This is a genomic window from Bacillus sp. BD48 (assembly GCF_046566805.1).
Taxonomy (GTDB): Bacteria; Bacillota; Bacilli; order Bacillales; family Bacillaceae; genus Bacillus; species Bacillus safensis.
On the sequence record NZ_JANGFM010000002.1, the window covers coordinates 518,146 to 535,544 of the forward strand.

A 17,399-nucleotide genomic window follows, 5' to 3' on the forward strand; every position below is an offset into this window, starting at 1 on the left:
ACAAAGGGCTAAAATAAAAATCATTTTAGCCCTTTGTCAACAATCTGAGAAGACTACATTTCTGTAGTCTTCTTTTTACTGCTCTAAACTTTCCTTCAATTCCTTCTTAACATTCGCAAGGCTGCTGTCATCAAGCTGGTAGTAATAAATGTTATTGATACGTGTGCCTGACCCTTTCAGTTCGTGCTGTTTTACATGCTGTCTTGCATCACGATAATCATTCATCATCGTCCACATATCGTCAAATGACATGTTTGTCTTCATATTGTTTTCTACGACTTTGAACATATCGCCGAATTTCGTTATAGATGAAATGTTGGCACCTTTTGCCATGATGCCTTCAATGACCTGACGCTGTCTTTGCTGACGTCCGAAATCACCCTTTGGATCTTGCTTTCTCATTCTTGTATAAGCAAGGGCTTGATCCCCATTCAGGTTAATCTCTCCTGTACCAAATGAATGGCCGTCATAGCTAAATGCAAACGTGCTGTTCACCGTAATACCGCCAAGTGTATCGACAATATCCTTAAAGCTTTCCATATTGACTTTAACGAAGTAATCAACAGGTACATCAAGCAGTTCCTCGACAGTATCTGCTGCCATTTGTGTACCGCCGAATGCATAGGAATGGTTGATTTTATCCATTGTGCCTTTTCCGACAATCTTTGTATACGTATCACGCGGGATGCTCACCATCTCGGTCGTTTTCGTTTTCGGATTTACTGTCATGTATATTAATGTATCTGCACGGCCTCGGTCATTTTTTCGTTCATCGACACCCATGACTAAAATAGAAATCGGGTCTTTCTTACTTAAATCGACATCTTTGTCACGCTTATCTGACTTCTTTAAATTCTCCTGAATGCCTGCGACGGTCGATGCTGCTGTGTTCCAAAGATGATATGCGTATCCGCCAGTTGCTAATACGAATAAGCCAATAATCGATAAAACAATCCAAAGAACCTTTTTTTTCTTTCTTTTTCTCTCAGCTCTCATAATGTCCCTCACCTTTTCTATGATTCTTCCATGATTATAGGTTTACGAATCTTGATAAACAAGTTATTTTTTTACTCTGAACCTAGATATAGACGTTGTAACAAAAAAAAGGTTTCAAAAAACCTTAAATTTACCTTAAAATAATAAGTTATAAGACGATACAAAGACATGAGGTGAAAAAAATGAAGAAAATCGTCGTTTTACCGTTCTTAATACTGCTACTAGGTATCGTGCTCACAGCATGTGGAACGGCTGAGCAGTCCTCAGGAGAAAACAAGACAAGCAGTTCAACTCCTCAGGTACTGGAAGAGAAGGCTGAATTTATTGGAATGGCTGATGCACATACAGTCGAAGTAAAAAAAGTGAATACGACCTTAAGCTATGAATTTACGGATAATTTTAAAGATGTGTTAAATGAATTTAAACCAGGAGACACAGTAGAAATCTCTTACATTATTAATGACAGTGGTCAAAAAGAGATTCAAAAGATTGAAAAAGTTCAATAGAGAGACGGTGGGATCGTAAAATTGAAAAAATTGAGTCTAGCTTTTACAATGTTTATCTTTCTTTTGTTTGTATTCATTTCAAATGATGCAGCAGCAGCAAGCTCAACAATTTCTGTTAAATTATCAAACTATGTTGGAAATAAAACCAGCTTTAACATATCATCATCCGGCTTATACAAAGTGACTGGTACAAATGTATCTTCAATTGCCCGTTATGATGGTAAGAATCGTTACGAGGTAGCCAATAATATTGCTTCGGCAGGTTGGAAAAATCCCTCTACAATCGTTATTGTAAATCGTGATGCGTTTGCAGATGCTATTTCCGCAACACCTTTAGCCTATAAGTTAAATGCACCTATTTTATATACGAATGCTGAAAAATTGACAAAAACCACTGAAAAGCAAATTGCAAAAATGAGTCCTGACAATATTCTCATTATCGGTGGGACAACAAGTGTTTCTTCAGCGACAGAGAAAACACTGAAGAAATACGGAAAGATCAAAAGAATCAGTGGTAAATCCCGTTATGCTGTTTCACAAAATATCGCAAAAGAGATGGGGAACTATAGTCAAGCTGTTGTGGCAACAGGAAGCATTTTTACTGACAGTGCTTCAGTAACTCCATATGCTGCAAGAAACGGCTATCCTATTCTGTTAACGAAGAAAGACAGCTTACCAACTTACAAACTCCCAAAAAATGTTGTCATTGTTGGTGGAGAAAAGAGTGTTAGTAAAAAAGTTGAATCTGAAATTAAAAAAACGTCCACAGTGAAAAGAATAGGTGGAGCAAATAGATATGAGGTCTCAGCAAATATTGTAACTGGATTAAACATGAATGCTGATAAGCTATACCTAGCAAATGGATCTATCTTTACAGATGCTATTACATTTTCACTTTTAGCAGCCAAGAACAACAGCCCTATGGTACTTGTAAAAGAAAATAGTCTAACATCACCAGTGACATCAGTTGTCAAAAAACAGGGGACGCACTCGTTCCAACTGTCTGGTGGAACAAAATCTATTTCAGCAAGTTTACAAGAAAAATTATCCAAAGAATTTTATTTGAAGAATAATAAGGATTATGAATTGAATGTTTCTAACGGGAAAATTTCAATGAAAGGCATCAAGACGTTTGGCTCCTCAGTAAGGGTTGTTCCAGAGAAATATTCAACTGCAAATGTCATTCGAGTTGCTGGGAAAGCATACTTGGGGAACATGAATTTTGCTGTAGAATCAGGCTATATTCGACCAACAAATGAAAACATCCCTTTTGAAGATTATCTTAAAGGGGTTGTCCCGAATGAAATGCCAGCAAGCTGGCATGTTGAGGCATTAAAAGCACAGGCTGTTGCAGCACGTACATATTCTGTTAGCAGTATAGGTAAGGTTGTGCCAGATACAACAGCATTCCAAGTATACGGCGGATACAACTGGTCTACAAACTCTACGAAAGCTGTAGATGCTACAAAAGGCAAGGTATTAAAATATAATAATAGTCTGATTTCTGCAACCTATTATTCTAGTAATGGGGGCTACACTGAGGCTAGTGAAGAAGTGTGGTCAAGTGCATTTCCTTATCTGGTCGCTAAAGCAGATTCAAAAGATCCAGTAAATGCTTGGACACTTAAACTATCAAAAACACAATTGAGTACATCGCTCAGCACGTCAGCACCAGCATCTTGGTGGAGCAATACAACAGAAACAAATGCAAGTCAGTTGCAAGGTTTGAAGAGCTGGATTCTAAAAAATAAAGAAACGTCAGCTTCAGACATCAAGATCGCTAAAATTTCCAACGTTACCTTTTCTGGGACAACAAAAGGAAAGAGAGCAAAAACAGCCTCTCTGCAAGTCAGCTATCACTTAAAAAATAAAACGGGGACCTATAGTATGAATAAATCAGCGACACTTAGCTTTAAAATGACTGAATTTAGATCTATACTTGGTGCCGCTAATTTAAAAAGCACATATGCTTCAGTGAAGAACAACACCAATGATTTCACTATCACAGGAAAAGGATATGGACATGGAGTTGGGATGAGTCAATATGGAGCGAAAATGAGAGCTGAATCAGGAAGCACATACTCAAGCATTTTGTCATTCTATTATCCGGGTACAAAATTAACAACAAATTAAAACATCAAAGGAGGTTATACACGTGCGCTCTAGCATAAAAGTTGTATTTTTAAGTGTAGTAGCTATGTGTTTGTTTCTTCCATCTGCACTTGCTGACAATTCAGTCACAAGGATTGATGGGAAGAACCGGTACGTTGTTGCGGTGAATGCTGCGAAAAAAGGCTGGACAACATCAAGTACGGCTGTTCTTGTAGGGAAAGATGCATATGCGGATGCATTAAGTGCCGTTCCTTATGCATATCAAAAAAATGCACCTGTTCTTTTTACAAACAGCAGCAGTTTATCTGCAGATACAAAAAAAGGCCTTCAAAGTCTAAAAACAAAGAATGTGACTATTCTCGGTGGAACAAAGAGTGTCTCTAGCAAGGTGACAACTCAGTTAAAGTCAATGGGGATTTCTGTGACACGTATTAGTGGTAAGAACCGCTATGACTTAGCAGCAAATATTGCAAAACAAATGAAAAGCTCTAGTACGGCTGTTGTAGCAAACGGCTTTGCTTATGCAGATGCAGTTGCTATTGCACCTTATGCTGCAAAACAAGGGTATCCAATCTTATTAACCAATGATAAAGAGTTACGCTCGGAAACTTCAGCGGTGATTAAAAGCCGAGGGATTAAAAAGACCATTGTCATTGGTGGAGAATCTAGTGTAAATAAATCAACTTATGCGAAGCTGCCTTCACCTGGAAGAGTTGGAGGAGCAAATCGTTATGAAGTTGCAGCAAATATTGTAACGAAATACAATATGAGTACAAGTAATACGTATATTAGCAATGGTTTTGCATATGCGGATGCAGCTTCAGGAGCTAGTATCGCTGCTAAGCAAGGGAAAGCTTTTATTTTCACGAATGAAAAAACATTACCGAAAGCAACTAGACAAGTCATTGGTTCAAAGAAGATCACTTCATTTAGTGTTCTAGGTGGTACATCCACCGTAACAAATACGGTGACTTCTCAATTGAAAAATCCAGTTGTTGGGAAAAAAGTTTTTATTGATCCTGGACATGGAAACCAAGATTCTGGTGCCACAGGATATGGTCTTCTTGAGAAGAACGTGAACCTTGATGTTGCTAAGCGTCTCAATACAAAATTAAATAGTTCTGGAGCATTACCCGTTATGTCACGTACATCAGATACATTTGACAGTCTTGAAACACGAGTAAGTAAAGGGGCTTCTGCGAAAGCAGATATCTTTATTAGTATCCATGCGAACGCAAATGACAACAGCAGCGCCAATGGAACAGAAACGTATTATGACACAACATATGCGGCTGCGAACAGTTTAAAACTTGCGCAAAACATCCAGCCTAAAATGGTTAGTGCACTAGGTACAAGAGATCGTGGTGTGAAAACAGCAGGGTTTTATGTCATTAAGTATTCAAAGATGCCGAGTGTCTTGCTGGAAACTGGCTTTATCACTAGCCCAGTTGATTCAAATATTTTGAAATCGGCGACATATAAAGATCGACTAGCTTCAGGTATTTCAAGCGGTGTGTCAGGTTATTTTAAATAAGAAAACATATAAATGAGGAGTGCCTATGATACTCCTCTTAGGCTGCTCGAGAACGTCTCTCGGCAGCCTTTTTGATCAATTGTACTGTTTGAAAGTTGATGTTTTCATATCGTACCAAATGTATGTGATCATCATGAACTTGCAGAAGACGTGCATAAATCTTTGTATTAGTTGAACAGCACGTAAAGGTATTTAACAATGACTTAATATAAACGAAAGATGTGTCAAGTTAAAAATACATTTCATTTCAGGTTATTTTTGTTATAATTGAAATATAGAGGGTGGTTTTTTCCCGAACTTACCTTCCAACGACAGTAAACCGACAAATCATGAAGAGGTGACGATCTTGAAAAAATTAATCACAATGCCGTTTTTAGTCTTACTTCTAGGTGTAATGCTCACAGCATGCGGCACAACAAATCAGTCAAACGATAACAATACGGATAACAGCAAAAAAGAAACAACTGAAGCAGCAGATCAAAAGAAAGAAAATGCAACAGAGGAAAAGACGGAAGACAAATCTGCAAGTGAAAAAGCAGATGATCAAAGCAAAGAAACAGCTGCTCAAACAGAAGAGCCAGCAGGTCAATCTGATGAAGAGGCAAAAGAAAGCTCAAGCAAAGAAATCACAAAAGAAGAACCTGCTAAGGATCAATCAAAAGATGATTCTAAAACACAGAAAGAATCCACAACGAATGAAAATGAAGTCACCAAAGAAGGCACATATGTCGGTTTGGCTGATGGACATACAATTGCTGTCAACATTGATGGAAAAGAAGTAGCTATTCAATTCGGAAATACATTTTCTAAACAAGTGAACAGCCTAAAAGAAGAATCAAAAGTGAAAGTCACCTATACAAAAGATGCAAATGGAACACTTCGATTGAAAACGATTGAAACTGTAAAAGCAAAATAAAGAAAAGACCCGAAGACCCGCAGAATTGCGGGTCTTTTTTACGTTGAAAAGGGCATAACTTGATAGAAGTGCACATTCTTAACACAGTTTTACAAGACTTAACAGCGCATTTACATTTGCTTAATGTTGCTCTGATAAACTGACTTTCATAGAACATCTCTTTACACAACAACTACTTTGAATAGTGAGGTGCAGGTCAGTGAGTGCAGAGAAAGCGATGAATCTTTACAGAGAATATGAAGTGAGACGAAATCACTCTTTTGCCTTAACAGAACATATGGTTCGTTATTTATTTGCGAAACGTTTCATAGATTTAATGTTCTCGTTCATCGGATTGATGTTGAGTACGCCAATTATTTTGCTGTTTGCTCTTTTGATTAAGCTCGAAACACCAGGGCCAGCCTTTTATATGCAGGAAAGGGTTGGGAAAGACGGTGTTTACTTTAAATTATGGAAGCTCAGATCGATGAGAACTGACGCAGAAAGCGGAGGAGCGAAATGGGCGCAAAAAAATGACCCGCGTATCACCAAAGTGGGGGCATTCATCCGTAAAACAAGAATTGATGAACTTCCGCAATTTATCAACGTGTTAAAAGGAGAAATGAGTATCGTAGGTCCTCGTCCGGAAAGACCGATGTTTACCGCAGAATTTAATCGGACGATTCCAGGCTTCACAAAAAGATTGGCTGTAAAGCCGGGGCTGACAGGTCTTGCTCAAGTAAATGGCGGATATGAAATGAGTCCAAGTGAAAAATTAACACACGACTTACAGTATATTCAAAACTTGACATTTTCTCTCGACACGAAGATTATGGTAAAAACGTTAAAAGTCATCATGACTGGTGACGGAGCCAGATAAGTAAAGTAGGGAAGAGAAATGGCAAGTATGAAAAAACGCATGCTAGGCGGGGCAAAATGGACAAGCTTGTCCGCATTGATCATCACCATCATCCAAATTGCACAGTTCGCCTTTTTAGGGAACGTGATGTCACTCAAAGAGTTTGGACTTGTTGGCATGATCACAACTGTCACAATATTTACGCAGATTTTGCTTGATCTAGGAATTGGGGCAGCGATCATTCAAAAGGAACAAACGACAGAACGTCAATTATCTACATTATATTGGATCAACTTACTCACAGGGATTCTCTTGTTTTGTCTGCTCATCCTGCTAAGCCCAATGATAGCCGCTTTTTATAACCGGCCAGAGCTAGAGGGTCTGCTCAAGCTATTATCGATCATGTTTCTGATCGCACCGATTGGCCAGCAGTACCAATATATGATGCAAAAAGACTTAGCCTTTAAAACATTAAGCACCATTGAAACCATTGCAACCATCATATCACTGCTCGTTTTACTCGCTTTCGCCTTCTTCGTGAATCCGATTGTCGCCTATGTCATCTCTCAAGTGCTGCTGCAATCAGGAAAAGGTCTCATGTATGCAGCGGCTTATTGGAAGAAGTGGCGTCCAGCACCTGTTTTTGTATTAGGAGAAGTGAAGGGATTTTTCTCATTCGGTGCCTTCCAGCTCGCTTCCAGACTGGTCAACCGAGCAGGATCGAACATCGACATGATTTTAATCGGCCGATTTCTTGGAGCAGAAGCGTTAGGGATTTACAGCTTGGCGTATCAAATTGTGACGATTCCCGTGCTGAAGATAAACCCGATTGTGACGAGAGTGGCTTTCCCAGTTTTCGCAAAAAGTCAGCGTGATCACTCCATGCTGCGAGAGGGCTTCCTAAGTATGACGAATATGCTCGCATTGGTTAGCTTTCCATTATTAATCGGCCTTGCTACCGTATCAGATAGCTTTATAGAAGTCGTGTTTGGAGAAAAATGGCTAGTAGCGGTTCCGGTTCTAAATATATTGTGCATTGTCGGCCTTCTGCGTGTGCTGATGAATCCAAATGGTTCAATACTTCTTGCAAAAGGGAGAGCGGACTTAGCCTTTTATTGGGATACGGGGATGCTTATCGTGTATGGCTGCGCATTATATGCAGGCGTCAGCACAGGCAGTCTGCTCACAGTAGCTTGGATCTACTCAGGTGTGAGCCTGCTCAACTTTATTGTCGGCAGATGGCTGATGGCATATGTCATTCAGCTTGATATGAAGGTGTATTTAAAATCACTTGGAAAGCCCGCTGTCATGACGCTGCTCATGGCTGTCTGTGCGGTAGCTTTACATCAAGGGATGAAGCTGACATCAGCAGATATATCATTTCAATTACTACTGACTGTTTGTGTGAGTGCTATATTGTATGGCTTGCTGCTCATCAAAATGTATCCGCAGGCTGCAGGCAAATTATTGAGAAGAGGTCGTTCGTCATGAAGGTGCTATGGCTGACAAGTGTATATCCTAGTGAAAAACATCCGAGTGATGGCGTGTTTCATGAAACGCAAGTGCAGGAGCTGCTCAAACAAGGAATAGAAGTGACTGTCATTTGTCCCAATCCAGTGAATCCGCCGGTCTTACGGATGCTCAAATCATCCTATCGGCAAAAAAGAGATCTGCCTGAACAGGAAGTGAGAAGCGGAGTGACGGTATATAGACCGCCTTATCCAGCGCTCCCTGGACAGCTGAAATGGGCGCAGCCGAGTAAACGAATAGCGGCTTCCGTTCTCCGAGCAATGCAGCGTCATCAGCTGTCACCAGATTTTATCCATGCGCACTTTGCCATGCCGTCTGGCGGAGCTGCGGCTGTCATTCAGAAAGAAACGAAAATCCCTTATCTTCTGACCTTGCACGGCAGTGATGTGAACGTATATCCGGGCTTTAGCAAAGGGGCACTGGCAGCCTTTGAAACGGCGGTGAAGCAGGCATCTGCTGTTCTGACAGTGAGTGAGGAGCTGGCTAAAAAGACAAATGAGATGACGAAGGTAGAAGCTAAATGTCTTCCGCTTGGTATTCCGCTCCAATCATTTTCCAGAACGGAAGAAGATCAAAAAAGCATCAGAAAGCACTTAGGTTTACCGCTTCAAGATAAGCTCGTTGTTTTCGTTGGGCGTTTAGTAACAGAGAAGGGGTTGCTTGAATTGGCTGATGCTGTCAGCAGTATGGATGGGGTGAAAGCAGTCCTTGTCGGAAAAGGCCCCCTTGCAAAGGAGCTCACAGAACGGGCTGAAGCATCGATTATACTCCCAGGGCAGGTGCCGAATGAGCAGGTGAGAGACTACTTAATGGCAGCTGATCTGTTTACACTCCCTTCCTACAGTGAAGGAATGCCAACCGTCGTTCTAGAAGCGCTCGCTTTAAAAGTACCTGTCATTGCAACACGGGTTGGTGGTCTCCCATCCTTATTTTCAACCTATCAACACCTGCTCGTTGAACCTCGTTCGACGAGTCAGCTGAAAGAGGCGATTCACGCCTGCCTTTATGAAAACAGATGGAATGAGCAAGTGAAGAACGATCTTTATGAAACGGTTCATACAGAATATTCATCAGAACATAATGCAAAGCATCTCATTCAGCAATATGAGAAGGTACTCAATCAATCAACATCCATCGTTTAAACAAGATGAAATGTGCAAAGAATGATAGATAGATAAACAGCTTGGAACGGACAATATGCTTTTACTGAGAGGATGAAAAATGTTGAAGAAAATTGCTGTGATTGGAACAGGGTATGTCGGGTTAGTATCGGGTACTTGTTTTGCTGATATCGGAAATCGTGTCATCTGCTGTGACATCGATGAATCAAAAATCAACAGCTTAAAAAGTGGTGTCGTTCCCATTTATGAACCAGGTTTAAAGGAATTGATTGAAAAGAATACAGAAGGAGGAAGATTGTGTTTTACAACTAATATTCCTGCTGCGATTCGAGAATCAGAGATTATTTATATTGCTGTAGGGACACCGATGACAGAGCAGGGGGAAGCGGACTTGACGTACGTGAAAGCTGTTGCTAAAACAATTGGTGAATCTTTGAATGGATACAAAGTCATTGTGAATAAAAGTACAGTTCCAGTGGGGACAGGACGTCTTGTTAAGGCCATTGTAGAGAAGGTTTCACGAGGTAAATACCCCTTTGACATTGTGTCAAATCCGGAATTCCTTAGAGAAGGTTCTGCTATTAAAGATACGATGAGTATGGAGCGAGTGGTCATAGGGTCTACAAGTTCTCATGCATCGAAGATCATTAAGGAGTTACATGAACCATTTCAAACAGCAGTAGTTGAAACAAATCTAGAAAGTGCAGAGATGATTAAATATGCAGCAAATGCAATGCTTGCAACAAAAATTTCCTTTATCAATGATATTGCTAACATTTGTGATCGAGTGGGTGCAGATGTTGAGAAAGTATCAGAAGGCGTTGGTCTAGATAGCCGAATTGGGAAGAAGTTTTTAAAAGCTGGAGTCGGATTTGGTGGTTCCTGTTTCCCGAAAGATACCAAAGCTCTATTAAAAATAGCTGAAACGGTAGGTTATCGTTTTAAACTAATTGAATCAGTTGTCGAAACAAATACACATCAACGAGCGTATGTCGTGAAGAAATTGATAGATGTCTATGGTGAACTAAAGGGGAAAACGATCTCTGTGTTAGGATTAGCATTTAAACCTAATACAAATGATTTAAGATCCTCTCCTGCTTTAGATATTATTCCAATGCTACAAGATCTAGGAGCGTATGTAAAAGCATATGACCCAATTGCTCACTTAGAAGCGAAGAAGATTCTTGGAAACCAAACGATGTTTAGTGACAATCTATATCAAACAATAGAGAATTCGGATGCATGTTTAATCTTGACTGAATGGGATGAAGTGTTAAAGATGGATATAGAGAAAGTCAGAAGACTACTTCAGCGTCCTGTCATCATTGATGGACGCAATGTCTTTGAACCAGAACAAATGAGAAAAAACGGCTTTATTTATCATTCGATCGGTCGTCCTCATGTACAGGATGTTAAGATGTTATTAGAAGCTTGATTTTAGGAGGAAACTTGGATGAAGAAAGTATTGGTTACTGGAGGTAGTGGATTTATAGGTTCACATACGGTTGAAAAATTAATAGAAAATGGATATGAGGCCATCGTGCTTGATAACTTTTCAACAGGTAGAAAAGAAAATATTGCACATTTATCTGTTCAATGTATTGAAGAAGATGTGACAAAACCAGAAGTGGTTGAAAGTATTAAACAAATCGCACCAGACTATATTATTCATCTTGCTGCACAAGTAAGTGTCGCATTATCTGTTAAAGATTATATATATGATCAAGAAGTGAATATTAAAGGTTCACTGCATGTGATCAAAGCAGCGGCTGAAGCCGGTGTGGAGAAAGTGGTGTTTGCCTCATCTGCTGCAGTTTATGGAGACCCGGTATATCTGCCGGTCGACACAGCTCATCCATTACAGCCTGGTTCACCTTATGGCTTGTCGAAACTCACAGCTGAACGATACTTAGAAATGGCAAAATCACTCTATGATGTGGACTATTGTATTCTTAGATACAGCAATGTATATGGTCCGCGCCAAGACGCACTTGGCGAAGGCGGTGTTGTTTCTATTTTCTCTGATAAGTTTGCAAAGAATGAGGCCCCTTTTATCTTTGGAGATGGGGAACAAACAAGAGACTTTATCTATGTGGGTGATCTAGCGGCAGCGAATGTTGCGGCTTTAACAGCCCAATCAAACGTTTGTTTAAATATCTCGTGTGGTGATTCCATCACTGTAAATGAACTGTTTCAAACGATGAAACGGGTAACGAAATCACAGCTTGAACCGATTTACAAGCCGCAGCGTGCAGGAGATATCGTGCATAGTACATTGGCAAATGAGGAAACGAAACAAGTCTTAGCATGGGAGCCTGTTGTGAGTTTACAGGAAGGTTTGGCTCGTACCATTTCCTACTATAAACAGGAAGTCAAGGCTTAATCCCTCAAATCGGATGGGGTGCTTAGGAGGAAAATGGGTATGAGTGTGAGACAAACAGCATGGCAAATCATGATCGGATGTATATTGTTTGCAGCAGGGCTGGGACTTTTACAAATGGCGTCTGCGCAGCCCGTCGGGTTAAAAAAGATCGTCGCCATTCCAGTCCTGCTTTTGGTCCTGACAGCTTTTCTCGTGTTGATGAAACTATACATGAATGGTGAGCAAGTGTTCATGTCAGCCATTTATCTTTTAATTGCATTGACCTTTCTCAACAACGCTTTCTTTTCTATTAGTGCCGGGTTCTTTAGTCTTTTTCTCTACCGTATCATGCTCATTGCCGCTTTTGCTTTATTGATATGGCGGATGAGAGATAAGGGGACTTACATATCGCAGTGGCAGCAGATTCGTGTAAAAGGGATTCTTGGTTTTTTCGCTGCATGGTTTCTTTACGGGCTCATCTCACTGCTGTGGGCTCATTCGGTCACAGACGGTCTCAAATATATGTCCCTGCTTGCGATGGGGATGGGATTTGTCTTTCTTGTGGTCATGTACATTCAGCGAATGGATCAAGTGATCACCTTTTATAGCATTTGGCTCGTCATGACTGTATTTGTCATGGGGATAGGGTTTTATAATCACTTTACTTTGAACCATTTACCGAATACTTCATTGTATCTTGGGCCGGCGTATAAACAGCACTATCCTACATCTGTCTTTTTTAATCAAAATGACTTCGCGACGTTTTTATCGATTAGCTTTTTCTTGTATTTAGCGTGTATGCGGCAAATGAAAAATGGTTATATCAAAGCATTTGGATTATTTGGTGCCATTGCAGCACTGTATCTCATTTTGTTAACAGAATCCCGCGCCAGCCTGCTTGGTATATTTGCAGGAGTGGTCATCTATGTGTGGCTGCTAATGCCGCGCTTTCTCAAAAAGTGGTCACTCATCGCAGCAGGCGGACTTGGTGTTATCTGTATCGCTGTTTTTTCAGCCAAGATTTATTCAGTCTTTTATGACTTGTTTCTTGCTTCTCAGGTCGCGCATTCTTTTAGTGAACCACTCCCATCCAACATTGCGAGAGCGAATTTGATCAAAAATGCATGGCATTTCTTTACGGATTCATACGGGTTCGGTGTCGGAGCGGGTAATGTGTCTTACTACTTAGCCCACTTTTCGATCTTTGATACAGATCAAGTCGTTGAAGTGCACAATTGGCTGCTCGAAGTAATGACGAATTTTGGATTTGCGGTCATGCTGGGCTATATTTCAGTCTACGCTTATCTCATGTTCACGCTGTATAAACAATACCAATGGGCTGACACAAGATCAGCAAAAATGATCATTGAAGGTTTGTTTGCTGCCATGCTGAGCTTTCTCGTTTCAAGTATCAGTCCTAGTTCTGTCTCGAATTTATATTTCCACTGGGTCTTTTTAGGACTCGTCATCGCAGCGGTGAATATGCTGAAAAACAAACAACGATTGAAGACTTGGTAAACCGTGTGTGATGCTGCGCTGGTATGGCTACACTAATGAAAAAGCAAATATGTCAATGTTGGGAGAATGAACATGTCTGGTTTCATATCTAGAATAGGGAAGCGAATCAAAAAGTATATCGTATGGCTCGTGCTGCTGCCTGTCGTATTAGGCGCTTTCGGATTCTTTTTTGCCAAAGGAACTGCGCAGCAGTCTAGTTACACAGCTGCCGTTACCCTCACACTTGGTAAATATGATGACGGAGTGTATAACAATATCGCAGAAGTGACATCTCTATTAAAAAGCGATGCATTTTTGAATGAAGCACTCAGTGATGTGAAAGAAGAAGAACGGCAGGATGTGAAAAGCCGCCTCATCCTCACCAATCAATCAGATACACAATTACAGCTGTCTTTCACAGATGCTGATAAGGATCATGCTTTAGCTGTCGTGAAGCAGGTGTCGGATACATTTCTGAAGCAAGACAAAGCATTATTTACAAAAAGGCAGCAGGTGATTGAAAGTAGACTATCTGCTCTAGAAGACGAATCTGTCAGCAACGATTCCAAAGTCGATAAAGAACGATTTTTATATGAACTGGAGTCTACAAAGCTTGGAATGAAGCAGGCGAAGATTGTTGATCCTGCTCAAGTTCTTGATGAAGGCAATAAAGGCATGTCAGCGAAAAAGCGGGCACTGCTTGGACTTGTGATTGGCTTTAGCATCTCGCTCATGTTTGTGGTCTTACCCGAAGTGTTCAAAGAATCTTAATGATGAACTGGAGATGAGTCTTAGGTGAACAATCAACCGTTAGTATCAATCATTACACCGGCCTATAATGCGGAACGTTATTTAACGGATACAGTTCATTCCGTCCTTGCCCAAACCTATTCTAACTGGGAACTGATCATCGCAGATGATTGTTCAACAGATGGAACAAGGAAGCTGCTTGGGGACTTAAGTGAAGCAGACGACAGAATCAACGTCATTTATTTAGAGCAAAATGGGGGAGCTGCCATCGCCAGAAACGCAGCCATCAAACAGGCAAAAGGCCGCTTTATCGCTTTTTTAGACAGCGATGATAAGTGGAAAGAGACGAAACTCGAGAAGCAGGTAGACTTCATGCTGACAAACGATTATGCCTTTACATTCACGGCATATGACATCATTGCAGAAAATGGAGAACCGTTAGAAAAAACCGTCACTGCACCCGCGAGATTAACCTATGATGAAGCCTTGAAAAACACCATTATCGGCTGTTTAACGGTGATGCTTGATGTTCAGAAGGTAGGGCATGTAGAAATGCCGAATATCCGCACAAGACAGGATTTAGCTACGTGGCTGTCCATATTAAAAAGAGGATTTACAGCCTATGGTATGAGTGAACCGCTCAGTGAATACCGGATCGTTGGAAACTCGATCTCTAGTAACAAGTGGAAAGCAGCGAAGAAAACGTGGTTCGTCTACAGAGAAATTGAGCAGCTTCATTTTGTCAAAGCATCTTGGTGTTTTATGCACTATGCGACAAATGCTGTGAAGAAGCGCTTATAAACAGAAGGGAAAAAAGGTGATAAAGGTGAAAGCAGACTCGATCATACATGTTATCGTAGCGACAGGAGAATGGGGACAGGACGGCCTGAGGTACAGACGGCATCGACTGGCGGAATTTCTAGCATCTGATCCAGAAACGAAAGAGGTCATCTGGGTATGCCCATCTGCATCCCGTCACACAGCTCCTTTTCAGCCCATAACCGATCGAATGAAGCAATTGACCATTCCTGATGTGCTCAAGAGCAAGTTTTTTCGCTTTGGCCGATATCAAGACATGTTCTATATTCATAAATTGTCCCCTCTTCTTGAGCATTTACGGCAGGAGGAAAAGAAGGGAATCGCTGTTTGCTTATGGTATACGTTTCCGGGCTTTCCGCTCTTATCTTCTTTATTTGAATGGAAACATATTGTCTATGACTGCAGTGACCTGTGGGGAGAGCCGATAAGCGGCAAAAATAATTTACTTTCTTATATGAGGCAGCGTGTCATTGTGAAAGCAGAAAATCGAATCATCAAATACGCACACAGTATTACATGCTCTTCTCAATACCTACACGATCAAATCAAAAAACGTCTTATGGGCGAACCAAAAGATGTGTTTACAGTGGAAAATGGTGTCGAGTATGATGTGTTTGCGAAAAGCAATCTTCCGTGTAAGGAGGATGTGCTGCAAGGAAGAGACGGAACTGTTCTTGGTTTTATTGGAGGCATCAAGCCGAAGCTGGACTTTGACATGATAGCAGAAGCTGCTCGCATGCAGCCTGAATGGACATTTTTATTTGTCGGTCCGGATGGAACAAATGGCGATCCATCTTTTCAGCATGCACTTAAACTGCCGAATGTGATTTGGACAGGTGCTGTTGCACCAGAAGAAGTGCCTGCGTATATGAAATTGATTGATGTAGGCATGATGCCGTACAAACAATCTCCTTACAATCAAGCCGTGTTTCCGCTTAAGCTATATGAATTTTTAGCCGCAGGAATACCGGTTGTCGGTTTAAATCTTCCGTCAACGGAAAGGCTAAAAGAGAATGATGTGTATGAATATTTAGAGGGCGAGGATCCTGTGCTCTTCGTAGAAGCCTGCCAAAAAGTGATCAGCAAAAAAGACGACATGACCTATAGACATCTAAGACAAAGCCGTGCGAAGAAAAAAGATTGGCACGCGCTGTTCACAAACATGGTGGAACTAACGAATATTAAAGAAAACGCATAATTCATCAGGGATTGTGCGTTTTTATTTGTTTCTTCTTCACAGGGGGAGCTTGTGATCCTCCTCTATTCAATTGTATAATGGAAAGAGCGGCCAATATACAAAATACAGATTTCAATTTAGAAGGAGACTGACCTATGGATTACGAACGCGCCTTATTAGCGTTTTTTGTCTCTCTGGCTACAGTTTTAATTGTGACACCAATCGTCAAAAAGTTTGCAATTAAGATTGGTGCAGTGGACCAGCCGAATAAACGAAAAGTTCATGATAAAGTAATGCCTCGAATGGGCGGTTTGGCAATTTTTATTGGGGTAGCGGCTGGAGCATTAGCAGGCGGGCTGTTTCTACATAATAAAATTACAGCAATTTCAGTTGGTGCCGTACTCATCGTCATTCTAGGTATATTTGATGATAAATATAATTTGAGTGCAAAATTTAAATTTCTCGTACAAGTTCTTGTTGCTTGCCTGATTGTAAGCACAGGTTTAAAAATGGACTTTTTCTCTGTTCCTTTCTTAACAGATCGAATAGAGTTAGGCTGGATGGCTTATCCCCTAACCGTGTTATGGATTGTCGGAATCACGAATGCCATTAATTTAATTGACGGCCTTGATGGACTAGCTGCCGGTATTTCTGTCATCGGTTTATCAACCATTGCCGTGATGGCATTTTCAGCTGATAAAGTTCTGATTCTTTCTTTATCACTTGTTGTCATTGGCAGTACCATCGGCTTTCTCTTTTACAACTTTCATCCGGCGAAGATTTTTATGGGTGACACCGGTTCGCTTTTTTTAGGTTATATGATTTCGGTACTGTCACTATTAGGGCTATACAAAAGTGTCACTTTGTTTAGTGTTGTTGTCCCAGTGATCATCTTAGGTGTTCCTATTTTCGATACCACCTTTGCCATCATTAGACGAATATTAAACAAACAGCCGATCTCAGCACCTGACAAATCTCATATTCATCATAGGCTGATGGCCTTTGGCTTGTCTCATCGCATGGCTGTCATCGTGATTTACATGATTGGCTTAATCTTTAGCTTAAGCGCGATTTTGCTGACAAGCGCCACCATTTGGTTATCACTGATCATTATCTTTTTACTGGTCATGTTTATGCAAGTGATTGCGGAAATTACGGGCTTGGTGAATGAAGAGTTCAAACCATTTACGAAATTTTATAAACGAATGGTCAAAAGACAGTAAAAAACAGCCCGTTCCTAG

Annotated in this window: 15 protein-coding genes; 14 read left to right on the forward strand and 1 reads right to left on the reverse strand. The window is 40.7% G+C overall.

What is annotated here, in order from left to right; translation table 11 throughout:
* Positions 1-75: 75 nt before the first annotated feature.
* Positions 76-996 carry a polyisoprenyl-teichoic acid--peptidoglycan teichoic acid transferase TagU gene (tagU, locus tag ACLGGR_RS07590; RefSeq protein WP_142945331.1) on the reverse strand — a complete coding sequence of 307 codons (921 nt, stop codon included), beginning with the start codon at positions 994-996 and terminating at the stop codon, positions 76-78.
* A 182-nt stretch (positions 997-1,178) separates the two neighbouring features.
* Between tagU and ACLGGR_RS07595 the strand changes: the two genes are divergently transcribed.
* From ACLGGR_RS07595 to ACLGGR_RS07660, 14 genes are all read left to right on the forward strand, one after another.
* Positions 1,179-1,502, forward strand: a complete 324-nt coding sequence (locus ACLGGR_RS07595; protein WP_251216007.1) for a LytA — start codon at positions 1,179-1,181, stop codon at positions 1,500-1,502.
* 48 nt (positions 1,503-1,550) lie between these two features.
* Positions 1,551-3,635, forward strand: coding sequence for a SpoIID/LytB domain-containing protein (locus ACLGGR_RS07600; RefSeq protein WP_410972984.1), 2,085 nt, complete (start codon positions 1,551-1,553; stop codon positions 3,633-3,635).
* Positions 3,636-3,657: 22 nt separating this feature from the next.
* Complete coding sequence (locus ACLGGR_RS07605) at positions 3,658-5,148, forward strand: N-acetylmuramoyl-L-alanine amidase (protein WP_410972823.1); 1,491 nt, start codon at positions 3,658-3,660, stop codon at positions 5,146-5,148.
* 346 nt (positions 5,149-5,494) lie between these two features.
* On the forward strand, positions 5,495-6,064 hold the full coding sequence (locus ACLGGR_RS07610) for a hypothetical protein (protein ID WP_410972824.1): 570 nt from the start codon (positions 5,495-5,497) through the stop codon (positions 6,062-6,064).
* A 199-nt stretch (positions 6,065-6,263) separates the two neighbouring features.
* Entirely contained in the window at positions 6,264-6,923 is a 660-nt protein-coding gene (locus ACLGGR_RS07615; RefSeq protein WP_034281119.1) for a sugar transferase, read from the forward strand.
* Between the two features lie 18 nt (positions 6,924-6,941).
* On the forward strand, positions 6,942-8,393 hold the full coding sequence (tuaB, locus tag ACLGGR_RS07620; RefSeq protein ID WP_410972825.1) for a teichuronic acid biosynthesis protein TuaB: 1,452 nt from the start codon (positions 6,942-6,944) through the stop codon (positions 8,391-8,393).
* Positions 8,390-9,574, forward strand: coding sequence for a teichuronic acid biosynthesis protein TuaC (gene tuaC / locus ACLGGR_RS07625; RefSeq protein WP_410972826.1), 1,185 nt, complete (start codon positions 8,390-8,392; stop codon positions 9,572-9,574). The genes tuaB and tuaC overlap by 4 nt, the downstream gene beginning before the upstream one ends.
* A gap of 79 nt (positions 9,575-9,653) precedes the next feature.
* A complete protein-coding gene (gene tuaD / locus ACLGGR_RS07630) occupies positions 9,654-10,988 on the forward strand; it encodes a UDP-glucose 6-dehydrogenase TuaD (protein WP_285846032.1) in 1,335 nt (444 codons plus the stop codon).
* 18 nt (positions 10,989-11,006) lie between these two features.
* Entirely contained in the window at positions 11,007-11,936 is a 930-nt protein-coding gene (locus ACLGGR_RS07635) for an NAD-dependent epimerase/dehydratase family protein (protein ID WP_251216001.1), read from the forward strand.
* Between the two features lie 39 nt (positions 11,937-11,975).
* On the forward strand, positions 11,976-13,433 hold the full coding sequence (gene tuaE, locus ACLGGR_RS07640; protein WP_410972827.1) for a teichuronic acid biosynthesis protein TuaE: 1,458 nt from the start codon (positions 11,976-11,978) through the stop codon (positions 13,431-13,433).
* A 72-nt stretch (positions 13,434-13,505) separates the two neighbouring features.
* On the forward strand, positions 13,506-14,183 hold the full coding sequence (tuaF, locus tag ACLGGR_RS07645; RefSeq protein WP_048237565.1) for a teichuronic acid biosynthesis protein TuaF: 678 nt from the start codon (positions 13,506-13,508) through the stop codon (positions 14,181-14,183).
* Between the two features lie 24 nt (positions 14,184-14,207).
* The gene (tuaG, locus tag ACLGGR_RS07650) at positions 14,208-14,963 is read left to right on the forward strand and encodes a teichuronic acid biosynthesis protein TuaG (RefSeq protein WP_048237564.1); all 756 of its coding nucleotides are present in this window, start codon (positions 14,208-14,210) and stop codon (positions 14,961-14,963) included.
* A 19-nt stretch (positions 14,964-14,982) separates the two neighbouring features.
* Entirely contained in the window at positions 14,983-16,179 is a 1,197-nt protein-coding gene (tuaH, locus tag ACLGGR_RS07655) for a teichuronic acid biosynthesis protein TuaH (RefSeq protein WP_410972985.1), read from the forward strand.
* A gap of 134 nt (positions 16,180-16,313) precedes the next feature.
* Positions 16,314-17,381, forward strand: a complete 1,068-nt coding sequence (locus tag ACLGGR_RS07660; protein WP_142945317.1) for a glycosyltransferase family 4 protein — start codon at positions 16,314-16,316, stop codon at positions 17,379-17,381.
* Positions 17,382-17,399: the final 18 nt, after the last annotated feature.

Bases quoted from the DNA above. Each gene is read 5' to 3' on its own strand.
- tuaC (WP_410972826.1), top strand. From the start codon at position 8,390: ATGAAGGTGCTATGGCTGACAAGTGTATATCCTAGTGAAAAACATCCG.
- ACLGGR_RS07660 (WP_142945317.1), top strand. From the start codon at position 16,314: ATGGATTACGAACGCGCCTTATTAGCGTTTTTTGTCTCTCTGGCTACA.
- tagU (WP_142945331.1), bottom strand. From the start codon at position 996: ATGAGAGCTGAGAGAAAAAGAAAGAAAAAAAAGGTTCTTTGGATTGTT.
- ACLGGR_RS07600 (WP_410972984.1), top strand. From the start codon at position 1,551: ATGTTTATCTTTCTTTTGTTTGTATTCATTTCAAATGATGCAGCAGCA.
- ACLGGR_RS07595 (WP_251216007.1), top strand. From the start codon at position 1,179: ATGAAGAAAATCGTCGTTTTACCGTTCTTAATACTGCTACTAGGTATC.
- ACLGGR_RS07635 (WP_251216001.1), top strand. From the start codon at position 11,007: ATGAAGAAAGTATTGGTTACTGGAGGTAGTGGATTTATAGGTTCACAT.
- tuaD (WP_285846032.1), top strand. From the start codon at position 9,654: ATGTTGAAGAAAATTGCTGTGATTGGAACAGGGTATGTCGGGTTAGTA.
- tuaF (WP_048237565.1), top strand. From the start codon at position 13,506: ATGTCTGGTTTCATATCTAGAATAGGGAAGCGAATCAAAAAGTATATC.
- tuaB (WP_410972825.1), top strand. From the start codon at position 6,942: ATGGCAAGTATGAAAAAACGCATGCTAGGCGGGGCAAAATGGACAAGC.
- tuaE (WP_410972827.1), top strand. From the start codon at position 11,976: ATGAGTGTGAGACAAACAGCATGGCAAATCATGATCGGATGTATATTG.